Raw genomic sequence first — 11087 nt, forward strand, 5'->3', positions numbered from 1 at the left:
TGTCCTCCGTGTCCTCCGTGGGCTCCGGACGGCGAACCGGCCGTCGTACCGCTCCACGGCGAGGGGCAGGCCGAAGCAGGCGCCGAGCAGCTCCCCGGTGAGCACCTCGTCGACCGGGCCCTGCGCGAGGGGCCGGCCCTCGCGCAGGAGCAGGGCGTGGGTGATGCCGGAGGGCAGCTGCTCCAGGTGATGGGTGACCAGGACCGTGGCCGGCTCGGGGTGTTCGGTCCCGAGGGTGTCCAGGGCGTCGAGGAGCTGCTCGCGACCGGGCAGGTCGAGTCCGGTGGCGGGCTCGTCGAGCAGCAGGAGCCGGGGTTCGGGCATCAGGGCGCGGGCGATCAGGGCCCGGCCGCGCTCGCCCTGCGAGAGGGTCGGCCAGCGGGCGGCCTGCCGCCCGGCGAGCCCGAGGGTGGCGATCAGCCGGTCCGCCCGCGCCTCCTGGGCTGGGGTGGGCGCCCACCGGGGCGGCCGTTCGACGGAGCCGACGGCTCCGGTGAGGACGACGTCACGGACGGCGAGCGCGGAGCGCAGCGGGTGCCGCGGTGTCACATGGCCGATGGCCGTGCGCAGTTCGCGGAGGCCCACCCGACCGGGACGGCGGCCGAGGACCTCCCCCGGCCGCGGGTCGGATGGGTCTGGGCGCCGAGCAGGCCGAGGAGGGTGGCCTTCCCGGCGCCGTCGGCCCCGAGGAGCGCCCGGTGTTCTCCGGGCCGGACCGTGAGGGTGATGTCGCTCAGGAGGGGTTTTCCCTCCCGGACGACGGCGACGGCCTCGACGTGGAGGCCACAGCTGCGGGGCACCGACCTCCGGCACGGCGAGGACGCCCACGCGGACGTGGTCCGGGCGGTGGAGGCGGGCGACCCCGAGGAGGCCGCCCGGCTGACCCGCCAGGAGCTGGAGTCCACGCTCGCCCTGCTCCAGTCGACGCCCTGATCCTGCGGGGCGGTACGGGACCGGGCCGCGGCGCCCGGCACGGCCGACGACGCCCGGCACAGGCCGCAGCACCCGGCACGGGCCGGAACGTACGGCTCATGCCGGGGCACCCGGCGCGGGCGACGGCGCCCGGCCCACGCCGGGGCGACGAGGCCGACGGGTGCCTCCGTGGTGCGAACCGCTCTCACGCCATCCGACGGGCGCCCTCCAGGACGGCCTGCCGGATGCGGTGGTAGGTGCCGCACCGGCAGATGTTGCGGATGGTGTCGAGGTCGGCCTCGGTGACCTCGCGTCCGGCCTCGCGCGCCTTGCGGACGGTGGCCACGGCGGCCATGATCTGACCCGGCTGGCAGAAGCCGCACTGGGCGACGTCGAGGTCGAGCCAGGCCTCCTGCATCGGGTGCAGTTCCGCGCCGACGGTGTCGGGGAGGCCCTCGATGGTGGTGATCTCGTCGGTCGGGGCCACGTCGTCGACGCGTACGGCGCAGGGCGTGAACGCCTTGCCGTTGAGGTGGCTCGTACAGGCCCGGCAGACGCCGACCCCGCAGCCGTACTTGGGCCCGGTGACGCCGAGGACGTCCCGGAGGACCCAGAGGAGCCGGACGTCGCCCTCGACGTCGGCGGTGACGGCCTTGCCGTTCAGGATGAAGGTGTGCTGCGGCACGGGGGCTCCAGGTCTCAGATGGTGCGGTCGCGGCCGTCGGTGGGCGAGGCCGGGACGGGCGGGACGGTCGGCAGGGGGGTGAAGGCGAGCGGCTCGGCGTGGTTGACGGGGAAGACCGTCGGCATCGTGCCGGTGGCCCGGCCGTAGGCGCAGGCCACGGCGGCCATGGCGCCGGCGACCGCCAGTTCGCCCGCGCCGCCCGGCTTGTCGCCGCTCGGCGGCATGACGATGATCTCCAGCTCGGGCGGGGTGTTCCACTGCCGGGTGTAGAAGTACTGGTCCCAGCTGCCTTCGAGGAAGTGCCCGTCGCTCAGGTGGAGTCCGGAGGTCAGGGTGATGGCGATGCCGTCGGCGATGCCTCCCATCATCTGGGCCTCGAGGCCGCGCGGGTTGACCGCGAGGCCGACGTCGACGGCGCAGACGACCTTGGTGACGCGCGGTCCGGTGTACGCGCCCGGGATCTTCCGTCCGGTGGTCTCGGGCCGGCAGTCGATCTCGGCGAGGATCGCGACGGCCGAGTGGTACTCGGTGTGGACGGCGATGCCCTGGCCCGTGCCGGCCGGCATGCTCCGGCCCCACGAGCCCGCCTCGGCGACCTTGTCGAGGACGGCGCGGGCCCGCGCGTCCTTGAGGAGCCCGCGCCGCATCGCGTACCGGTCCTTGCCCATCCGCTCGGCCAGTTCGTCCATGACGAGTTCCTGGGCGCAGCGGACGTTGGGCGAGTAGATGTTCCGCATCGAGCCGGTGTTGAAGCCCTTGTCGGTCTCGGCGAGGAGCTGGGTGGTGACGCCGAGGTGGTAGGGGCTGATCTGGGTGAGCTGGAACATCGTCTCGGAGAAGGTGGCGTCGGCGACGGGCAGCCGGGCCGCCTCCGCCGTGAGGACCTCGCCGACGCCGTGCCCGAAGTCGGTGGCCACGGAGGTGTGGCGCTGCTCGTACGTGAGGACCTCGCCGAGCGAGTACGTGGCCCGCACCCGGGAGGTGGACATCGGGTGCGTACGGCCCTGGCGGAAGTCGTCGGTGCGGTGCCACATCAGCTTCACCGGCTTGCCGAGGGCCTTGGAGATCTCGGCGGCCTCCTGGGCGGCGTCGGAGAACAGCTTCCGGCCGAAGGAGCCGCCGCCCTCGGTGACGTGGACGCGGACGGCGGTGGGCGGCAGGCCGAGCTTGAGGGCGATCTTCTCCTGGGCGACGATCGGCGCCTTGACCGAGGCCCAGATCTCCGCGGAGTCCTTCCGCACGTCGGCGATCGCGCAGTTGGTCTCCAGGGCGGCGTTGCTGGCGAAGTGGAAGGTGAAGCGGGCGTCGACCGCCTTGGTGAGCAGCGGCAACGGCGGCACCACGAGCGGGATTTCGGCCCGGCGCAGCTTCTCCAGGACGGTGGCGTCGGAGGCGCCCTCGGCGGTGCCGGGCCCCCAGTCGACGCGGAGGGCGCGGACGGCGTCGATGCACTGGCCGAAGGTTCGGCCGCGGACGGCGACGCCGGTGGAGACGGTGACGGCGTCGGTGATGCCGGGCATGGCCCGTACCTCGTCGAGGTTGGCCACGGAGCGGACCGTGCCGTTGATGGTGGGCGGACGGCAGACCATGGTGGGCAGCGCGTCCGGGACCTGGAGGTCCATGGCGAACTTCTTGCGCCCGGTGACCGCTTCGAGGGCGTCCACCCGGCGCTGTCCGGTGCCGATGACGCGGAAGCGGTCCGGGTCCTTCAGGGTCACCTCCACCGCCGCGTCGGTGACGGCGGCGGCCTTCGCGGCCAGTTCGCCGTAGCCGAGCACCGCTCCGGCCGGGGAGAGGACGGTGCCGGCCTTCGTGGTGAGGGTCTCGACGGCGTCACCGAGGACGAGGGAGGCGGCGTGCAGCAGCCGGGCGCGGGCGAGGGCGGCGGCGACCCGGATGGGGGTGTAGGTGGAGTAGGTGGTGTTGGAGCCGCCGGTCAGCTGGTTGAAGAGCAGCTCGGGGCGGGCGTCGGCGAGGGTGACCTTCACCTTGTCCAGGGGCAGGTCGAGCTCCTCCGCGACGATCATGGCGCTGGAGGTGGTGACGCCCTGGCCGACCTCGGCGCGCGGCAGGGCGAAGTGGGCCGTGCCGTCGGCGTCGACGCGGATGGTGATGAGGTTGCCGGTGGGCGCGGCCGCGAGGGTCAGCAGCTCGTTGAGGTCGAGGAGTTCGGCCGGGCCCGGCAGCGAGGGGATGAGCGCCGGCGCCGCCGCTGCCTCACTCGGGGCGAGGGCCTCGGCGCCGAGCCGGGCGGCGACGGTGAGGGTGGGGGCGGCCAGGACGTACCCGAGGAACCGGCGCCGTCCGATGCCGGGTTCGCTCGCGCGGGCCGGGGTTCCGTCCCCGGTTCCGCTCGTGTGGTGGTCGTCCCGCGCGGGGTGCCGCCTCGCCATTCGTTATGCCCTTTCGCCGTGGCCCCGGCCTGCTACCGCCGAGTATCTTCAGAGGCGACGATCATCGCGCATGCGGGGGACGTCTGGGGCCCCTTCGTCGGGGACGAGCGGGACGAGCGGGAACGAGCGCCATAGGGTGCCGCCATGACCGAAGCCGCGCACCTCACCGCCACCCGCCGCTCGTACGACACCGTCGCCGTCGACTACGAGCGACTGCTCGCCGACCAGTTGGCGACGACGCCGCTGGACCGGGCGATGATCGCCGGTTTCGTGGAGAAGGTGGAGACGGCGGGCGGGCCGCGCGCGATCGGCGACCTCGGCTGCGGAACGGGCCGGGTGACCTCCCATCTGCGGGACCTCGGCGCCGAGGCCTTCGGCGTGGACCTGTCGCCCGGGATGATCGCGGTCGCCCGGGACACCTATCCGGGGCTTCGCTTCGAGGTGGGGTCGATGACCGCGCTCGGCCTGCCCGACGCCTCGCTCGGCGGGGTCCTCTCCTGGTACTCGACGGTCCACATGCCCGAGGCCGAACTCGCCGCTTCCTTCGCCGAGTTCCACCGGGTCCTCGCGCCGGGCGGGTACGCCCTCGTCGCCTTCAAGGTGGGCGACGAGCGGGTGCGTCTGGAGCGGGCGTACGGGCACGAGGTCAGCCTCGACGTGTACCGCTGGTCACCCGACCGTCTCGCGGGTCTGCTGTCCGCGGCGGGTCTGGTCGAGTCGGCCCGTCTGGTACGGGAGCCGGATCCCGTGGAGAGCACGCCGCAGGCCTTCCTCCTGGCGCGCAGGCCGCGCGACTGAACCGGGCCGCACGACGGGGCGGATCCGTACCCCGGGGCCGAGCCGGACACCGGGGCGGAGCCGGACACCGGACCGGAGCCGGACACCGGACCGGAGCTGCGCGCGGGAGATCCGGGCGCGCTGGCCGCCGCCCGCGATCAGGGCGTTGACGGAGGCCATCGGGTCACCGCCGACCGACTTGGCGAGCAGCGCGCCGACGACCAGCGGGCCGAGTGCCACCGCGAGGGCCGAGCCTGTGGCGGTGACGTGCTGGAGGCGGCGGGTGCGCCGGGCGTCGAAGTTCATGACCCCAGTCCATCAGCGGGCGGCGGGCGCCGTATCGGTCGGCGTACTCAGGCTCCCGTACCGGGCTACTCAGATGTGTTCACGCACGCGTCCCCGAGGGCTCCCGCACCGGCCCTTCTTCGGAGATCCTCGGGAGGGCGAACGCACCTGGGCGTTCCCGGGAACGACGACGTGGAGGCGGGGCTGCCGTGACGACGGAGACGCAGGGGACAGGGCAGGCCGTGCTCGTCGTCCAGCACGAGGCGGACGCCGGTCCCGGCCTGGTCGGCGAGCACCTCGTACGGACCGGGCTCCGACTCCACGTGATACGCGCCTGGAAGGGCGAGGCGCTCCCGCAGTCCCTCGGCGGCCACGCGGGACTCCTCGTCCTCGGCGGGTCCGCCAACTGCGAGGACGACGAGGCCGCGCCTTGGCTCCCCCGGGTCCGTGCGCTCGTCCGCGAGGCCGTGGCCGGCGAGGTGCCACTGCTCGGGATATGCCTGGGCGGCCAGATCGTCGCTCATGCCCTGGGCGGTTCGGTGGTGCGGCGGGTCCGGGGGCCCGAGGTGGGGTCCGTGCCCCTGCGCAGACTGCCGGCCGCCGCGGGCGATCCGGTGCTCGGCGCGGTGCCGGAGGGTGCCCCGGCGGCGCAGTGGCACTGGGACGAGGTGGACCGGCTCCCGGCCGGCGCCGTGCCGCTGCTGACCGGTGACGACTGCCCGTACCAGGCGTTCCGGGTCGGGAGCGCGGGCTGGGCGGTGCAGTTCCATCCGGAGGTGGGCGCGGACACGGTCGCGGTGTGGGCGGACGCCGACGGGGAGGACCTGCGCGCGGCGGGCGGTGACCCGGAGGCCGCGGTGGCGTCGGTGCGGGAGGCGGAGCCGGAACTCCGCGCGGTCTGGGGAGCGGTGTCCGAGGCGTGGGGCACGGTCGTCCGCGCCCACGAGGGCGCGCGGATCGCCTGAGCGCCGCCCCCGGCGCGTACCGTACGGGAACACGCACGTGAACGAAGGAGCTCTGTCGCCATGGCCGACTACCGGATCGAGACCGTCCGCACCGGGTACCGGAACTGGACCGCCCGCAACGACCGGGGCGCGGAGGTCCGGATGGCCGCCGCCGACGACGCGGACGCGCAACCCTCGTTCACCCCGGTCGAGTTGCTGCTCGCGGCGATGGGCGGCTGCGGCGGACTCGTCGTCGACCGGACGGCCAGGGCGGTGGACCACGACGACCTGCGGATCGTGGTGGAGTCGGTCTCGGGTCCCGAGGACGACGGCCGGCTGGGCCGGATCCGGGTGAGCTACGAGTTCGACCTGCCGGACAACAACCCGAAGGCGGCCGAGGTGTTCGCCCGGGGCGTGCGCCTGACGCACGAGAAGTTCTGCACGGTGAGCCGGACCGTGGAGCACGGCGCGCGCGTGGAGGCGATCCTGCCGGACGGCACGGTCGGCTTCGAGGGCTGACCGTGCCGTCCGGCCGGGGCCCGTCCGGCCGTGATCCGCCGGACAGGCCCCGGAGGGGCGTCACTCCTCGATCGCGCCGCCGATCCGGCGCAGGTGCCGACGGAAGGTGTACGAGGGGTCCTCGGCGCGGCCCGCGAGGTACGCGTCGAACCGGGTCTGGTCGCGCAGGGTCTCCCCCGCCCTGATCCGGCGGGCCTGTTCCCGCTCGGTGCGGAAGATCGCCCGGGCTGTCTCCAGGACGGCGTCGGCGCGGTCGGCCGCCACGAAGAGCACGCCGTCGTCGTCGCCGAACACCACGTCGGCGGCGGTCACCTCGTGGTCGCCGCACCGCGCGGTGGTCAGCGCGTCCGGGTCCCGGTCGTCGAGGCGTACGGGGCCGGGCGCGTGGCGTCCGTACGAGAAGACGGGCAGTCCGATCTCGACCAGGTCCGGGGTGTCCCGGTGCAGCCCCCAGACGACGACCCCGGCGACGCCCGCCGCTTCGGCCTCCAGGACGGCGAGGTCGCCGATGCAGGCCTCGTCGCGGCGGCCCGCGTTGTCGATGACGAGGACGTCTCCGGGTGCGGCACGGGTGAAGGCCTCCAGGAAGACGTCGACGCTTCCGTAGTGGCGGGCGGGCAGCACCCGTCCGGCGACGCGCTGCCCCGGGACGACGGGCAGGATCCCGGCGGGCGCGGCCCGCAACGGTTCCCCGAGCCGTACGCAGGCGTCGGCGATCAGCGGCGTGGAGAGGTCGGCGAAGTCCTTCAGCATCTGGCGTTCCGATCCGTCCGTGGCGGGTGCGGCGGGTCGGGCCCCGTGTCCAGGGCCCTAAATGCCTCGACAGCGTTCCCATGATCGGGGACGCTTCACCCGATGACCAGAATCGACGACACACCGCCCGCGTGGGACGAGCGCACCCAGCTCACCACGTTCCTCGACTACGCACGTGACACCGCCCGCGCCAAGTGCGAGGGCGTCTCGGCGGAGAACGCCCGCAAGGCTCTCCTGCCGGGCTCGCCGCTGATGACCCTGAGCGGACTGATCAACCACCTCCGCTGGGTCGAGTACTACTGGTTCCAGATGGTCTTCCTCGGCGAGGAGGACCAGGGCCCCTGGACCGAGGAGGACCCCGACCGCGAGATGCGGATCGCCGTCGACTTCCCGCTCGCGCAGCTGCTCGACGAGTACGCCGGGCAGAGCGCCCGCTACCGCGAACTGGTCGCCGGGAACGACCTGGACACCGAGGCGAAGCGAACCATCCGCGACGGCCTCCGTGTCGACCTGCGCTGGATCCTCCTCCACCTCACCGAGGAGACGGCCCGCCACAACGGCCACCTGGACATCCTGCGCGAGCTCCTCGACGGCACGACCGGCGACTAGTGCCGCAGCAAGCAACGTTCGCCCCCCTCTCAGTGCTCGGCGCACACTCATGCCACACCGGACGCCAGGAGCGCACTTGGCCTGTTGTCGCCCGTTTGCCGAGCATGAACAACACCAAGCGGACCCTTGCCACAGTCCTTCTCACAGGGGCCGCACTCGGGCTCTCCGGACCCTCGCGGGCCGGTAGACGTGACCTGATACAGCGGCAGGCAACGCTTGCCCGTCAACAAGACCTGGGGCGTTCAACGCATGGGAGGCGGTCAAGCGATGACCCCCGAGGAGCAGGAACTGATCATGGGCCTGGTGTTCGTACCAGGTGTGGGTCGGACGCGCACGCTCGACGAGGTGCTCGCCCACTTCGGCGAGTCCGACGGCGGGGCTCTGGCGCTGAGGCTGCTCCGGGACGCCATGGAGCGCCAGGACGCCGACGACGTCGCGATGGCGCTGATCCTCCATGCCGCTGCCGGCGCCTCCGTCGAGGAGTTCATGGAGCCGTTGACCGAGCTGTTCCCCGCCGACTGGCACAGGGACCACGAGGACATCGTGCGCATGCTGGCCAGGCTCCGCTCGCCCAAGACGGTGCCGACACTGGCCCTGGCAACCCACTGGGTCCCCGAGTACCTGGACTGGGACGAGAACCGGGCACTCGCGGTGAAGGCGATCTGGGCCCTCGGCGCCATTCCCGGCCCGGAGGTCCGGGATGTCCTCGAAGGTCTGCGCGACGATGGGAACGGGATCATCCGCGAGAACGCGCTGAATCAGCTCGCACGCCGCGGCGAACTCTGACCGCGGAGTCGTAGCCGCTCACCCGGAACGCCCGGCCGCGTTTCCTCGGCCGGGCGTTCCGATCAAGATCGATCTCGCCAGGATTTCCTGTACCTCAACCACTCACGGGATGTCGCATGAACCACCCGCCGGGCCGTGAGTGACTCCCCGACTCATCGACATTGATCAAGGGACCGACCCACGCGGTGACTTCCGAAGCCGTCGACAGACGACTTCCGTTCTCGGGTTCTGGCACAACTTCTGTGACGGAGAGCCTTCAGGCCGAGGGCTGGCCCGTTGACTGTGCAGTGTCGTGGACCAGTTCAGCGAGCTGGATCAGGAAACCGTACGTCGCCATGCGCCCGTGAATCCGGATGAAGTAAGACCGACTGGAGCACTTGAAGATCTCTCGCCGGCGCACCTTCCAGATCGTGTGTTCGTATGCGTTCGCGGCCTCCACGAGGGACGATTCCGCTTCCTCCACGCTGCCGTCGAACTCCCTGAGGGTTCGTGCATCTCGATCTGTGTCATTGACGCCGTCAACAGGTATGGCCAGCACGATCCACCGAGACATCCTGATGTCTGTTCCTTCCCCCTGGCACCGTCTGCCGCGATGCGGACGGCGCAAGTCTGGCAGACACCCAGCACGCTAGACCTTCACCACAGAAGTTGTGCCAGAACCCGTTCTCGTACACAAAGCCAGTGTTCAAGGGGGCGTTCGCATGTGTCATCGGAGCGCCCCGGTGCTCCGGCCGCCCGTGATGGCGGTGAGGAGGGGGAACGCGATGAGCAGCGCGACCGCGACGAGGAGTCCACTCGCCCAGAGCGGCCCGAGGGCCCCGGCTTCGGTGCCGAGGGTGGCCGCCGCGAGGACGGGGCCGACAGCGGCGCCCACGTTGAGCGCCGCGGTCGCATACGAGCCGGCCATGGTGGGGGCTCCCGCGGCCTCGTAGAGGACCCGCGTGATCAGCGTGCTGCCCAGCGCGAACGAGAGTGCACCCTGCACGAACACGAGGACGAACAGGGCGACCGGTTCGTCGGCCAGCATCGCCAGGACCGGCCAGCCGACGAGCAGCAACGGACCGGTGACGGCGATGACCGGACCGGGACGCCGGTCGGACAGCCGGCCGGCGACGGTGACGCCCACGAAGGAACCGGCACCGAAGAGCACCAGAGCGACAGAGATCCACAACTCGTCCAGCCCGGCGCTGTCGGTCACCACGGGGGCGAGGAAGGTGAGGCTTGCGAAGGTCGCCGCGTTCACCAGCGCGCCGAGGAGCATCACCAGGATCAACGGCTGCCTGGTGAGCTGGGCGAGCTCCGCTCGCAGCGCCGGCCTGCCGGGCGTCTCGTCCTCGTTGCGTCCTGCCGGGATTCCTTTCAGGATGCCGAGAGCCGCAGGCAGGCAGAGAACGGCGACAGCCCAGAACGTGGCCCGCCAGCCGAGCAGCGTGCCGAGCACCGACCCACCAGGGACGCCGGCGATCGTGGCCACCGTCGTGCCCGACAGCAGCACGGCCAGCGCGCGTCCCTTCCTGTCGGGCGGGACCAGCGTGGCCGCAGCCGTCAGGGCGACGGCGAGGAACCCTGCGTTCGCGAGCGCGGCGACGACTCGGGTGGCGAACAGAACGGGGAAGCTCGTGGTGACGGCGCCCACGGCGTGAGCTGCCGCGAAAACGAGGACGAACCCGAGAAGGGCCGGGCGCCTGGGCCAGTCACGAGCCAGCGCGGCCACGAGGGGAGCCCCGACGATCATGCCGATCGCGAAGGCCGAGGTGAGGACGCCTGCCGTCCCGACGGCGACGTCGAGATCTGAGGCGATGTCCGGCAGGAGGCCGGCGAGCATGAACTCCGAGGTGCCCATGGCGAAGACCGCCATGGCAAGCAGATACAGCGGAAAAGGCATCGAGTGGCTCCGAGGTGAGGAGAGGAACGAGAAGGTCATCTCGCCACCGCGGCCAGCCCCGAGCGCACATCGTCCCACCGCAGAAAGCGGCGCGACGACAGGGCTACGAGCTCAGTGGTTCAGGGGGCTGACGGCGTGACCGAAAGCCCCCACCTCGTCTGACTCAGGACTCGACATGCCCCGCACGCTACCCGACCGATGCCCGTCGAAGCACCTCGGTTTCACAGGCATCGGTCTGCGTCACCGACGTCATGTCCCGCGGCACCGGGCCCGACCCGGAAGACAGGCCCTGGCTAGCCGGCCGCGGGCTGGAAGAAGGACAGCAGACGTCGGGCGGCGTCGGGTGCCATGAGCATCTCGTGGACCCGTGCGGAGAAGCGTGCGGCCTCTTCCGCCCGCGGGAACATGGCCGTCTCGTAACGGCGTACGGCGGCGTCGAGGTCCCCTCCCCCTGCGGCGATGGCGAGGCCGAGCTCGGTCCCGTCCAGCAGGGCCATGTTCGCGCCCGTGACCGCGGGCGGCATCAGGTGGGCGGCGTC

At 72.2% G+C, this 11087-nt stretch carries 11 protein-coding genes and 1 pseudogene; 5 read left to right on the forward strand and 7 right to left on the reverse strand.

Going from position 1 to position 11087, the window contains the following annotated elements:
- The 3 genes and pseudogenes from CCN56_RS16985 to CCN56_RS16995 all read right to left on the reverse strand — a co-directional run.
- Nucleotides 1-800 (reverse strand): annotated as a pseudogene (locus CCN56_RS16985) (ABC transporter ATP-binding protein); the annotation flags it as partial.
- A 317-nt stretch (nucleotides 801-1117) separates the two neighbouring features.
- Nucleotides 1118-1597, reverse strand: a complete 480-nt coding sequence (locus CCN56_RS16990) for a (2Fe-2S)-binding protein (RefSeq protein WP_086827769.1) — start codon at nucleotides 1595-1597, stop codon at nucleotides 1118-1120.
- A gap of 14 nt (nucleotides 1598-1611) precedes the next feature.
- Nucleotides 1612-3990 carry a molybdopterin cofactor-binding domain-containing protein gene (locus CCN56_RS16995; protein WP_086827771.1) on the reverse strand — a complete coding sequence of 793 codons (2379 nt, stop codon included), beginning with the start codon at nucleotides 3988-3990 and terminating at the stop codon, nucleotides 1612-1614.
- Nucleotides 3991-4134: 144 nt separating this feature from the next.
- On the opposite strand from CCN56_RS16995, the gene CCN56_RS17000 reads away from it, so the two are divergent.
- The 3 genes from CCN56_RS17000 (at nucleotide 4135) to CCN56_RS17015 (ending at nucleotide 6515) form a co-directional block, all read left to right on the forward strand.
- The gene (locus tag CCN56_RS17000; protein ID WP_086827773.1) at nucleotides 4135-4788 is read left to right on the forward strand and encodes a class I SAM-dependent methyltransferase; all 654 of its coding nucleotides are present in this window, start codon (nucleotides 4135-4137) and stop codon (nucleotides 4786-4788) included.
- Between the two features lie 473 nt (nucleotides 4789-5261).
- Nucleotides 5262-6017 carry a type 1 glutamine amidotransferase gene (locus CCN56_RS45575; protein WP_306300609.1) on the forward strand — a complete coding sequence of 252 codons (756 nt, stop codon included), beginning with the start codon at nucleotides 5262-5264 and terminating at the stop codon, nucleotides 6015-6017.
- 60 nt (nucleotides 6018-6077) lie between these two features.
- Nucleotides 6078-6515: an OsmC family protein gene (locus tag CCN56_RS17015; RefSeq protein ID WP_086827777.1), complete on the forward strand. Its 438-nt coding sequence runs from the start codon at nucleotides 6078-6080 to the stop codon at nucleotides 6513-6515.
- Between the two features lie 60 nt (nucleotides 6516-6575).
- Here CCN56_RS17015 and CCN56_RS17020 read toward each other — a convergent pair whose 3' ends face one another.
- Complete coding sequence (locus CCN56_RS17020; RefSeq protein ID WP_086827779.1) at nucleotides 6576-7268, reverse strand: RraA family protein; 693 nt, start codon at nucleotides 7266-7268, stop codon at nucleotides 6576-6578.
- A gap of 102 nt (nucleotides 7269-7370) precedes the next feature.
- Here CCN56_RS17020 and CCN56_RS17025 point away from each other — a divergent pair, with 102 nt between their 5' ends.
- Together CCN56_RS17025 and CCN56_RS17030 are read left to right on the forward strand one after the other, a co-directional pair.
- Nucleotides 7371-7877, forward strand: coding sequence for a DinB family protein (locus tag CCN56_RS17025; protein WP_086827781.1), 507 nt, complete (start codon nucleotides 7371-7373; stop codon nucleotides 7875-7877).
- A 267-nt stretch (nucleotides 7878-8144) separates the two neighbouring features.
- The gene (locus CCN56_RS17030; protein ID WP_086827783.1) at nucleotides 8145-8663 is read left to right on the forward strand and encodes a HEAT repeat domain-containing protein; all 519 of its coding nucleotides are present in this window, start codon (nucleotides 8145-8147) and stop codon (nucleotides 8661-8663) included.
- A gap of 256 nt (nucleotides 8664-8919) precedes the next feature.
- On the opposite strand, the gene CCN56_RS17035 is transcribed toward CCN56_RS17030, so the two are convergent.
- From CCN56_RS17035 to CCN56_RS43225, 3 genes are all read right to left on the reverse strand, one after another.
- Complete coding sequence (locus CCN56_RS17035; RefSeq protein WP_086827785.1) at nucleotides 8920-9216, reverse strand: hypothetical protein; 297 nt, start codon at nucleotides 9214-9216, stop codon at nucleotides 8920-8922.
- A 153-nt stretch (nucleotides 9217-9369) separates the two neighbouring features.
- On the reverse strand, nucleotides 9370-10548 hold the full coding sequence (locus CCN56_RS17040; RefSeq protein ID WP_086827787.1) for a Cmx/CmrA family chloramphenicol efflux MFS transporter: 1179 nt from the start codon (nucleotides 10546-10548) through the stop codon (nucleotides 9370-9372).
- A 293-nt stretch (nucleotides 10549-10841) separates the two neighbouring features.
- Nucleotides 10842-11087, reverse strand: a 246-nt coding sequence (locus tag CCN56_RS43225; protein WP_373412861.1) for an FAD-dependent oxidoreductase, incomplete at its 5' end; no start/stop codon positions are given.

Source organism: Streptomyces sp. NRRL B-24572 (assembly GCF_002156145.1).
Lineage (GTDB): Bacteria > Actinomycetota > Actinomycetes > Streptomycetales > Streptomycetaceae > Streptomyces > Streptomyces vietnamensis.

Excerpts from the sequence above, each read along its gene's own strand:
- CCN56_RS16995 (WP_086827771.1), bottom strand. The coding sequence starts at position 3,990 with ATGGCGAGGCGGCACCCCGCGCGGGACGACCACCACACGAGCGGAACC.
- CCN56_RS17000 (WP_086827773.1), top strand. The coding sequence starts at position 4,135 with ATGACCGAAGCCGCGCACCTCACCGCCACCCGCCGCTCGTACGACACC.
- CCN56_RS17015 (WP_086827777.1), top strand. The coding sequence starts at position 6,078 with ATGGCCGACTACCGGATCGAGACCGTCCGCACCGGGTACCGGAACTGG.
- CCN56_RS17020 (WP_086827779.1), bottom strand. The coding sequence starts at position 7,268 with ATGCTGAAGGACTTCGCCGACCTCTCCACGCCGCTGATCGCCGACGCC.
- CCN56_RS17025 (WP_086827781.1), top strand. The coding sequence starts at position 7,371 with ATGACCAGAATCGACGACACACCGCCCGCGTGGGACGAGCGCACCCAG.
- CCN56_RS17030 (WP_086827783.1), top strand. The coding sequence starts at position 8,145 with ATGACCCCCGAGGAGCAGGAACTGATCATGGGCCTGGTGTTCGTACCA.
- CCN56_RS17035 (WP_086827785.1), bottom strand. The coding sequence starts at position 9,216 with ATGTCTCGGTGGATCGTGCTGGCCATACCTGTTGACGGCGTCAATGAC.
- CCN56_RS17040 (WP_086827787.1), bottom strand. The coding sequence starts at position 10,548 with ATGCCTTTTCCGCTGTATCTGCTTGCCATGGCGGTCTTCGCCATGGGC.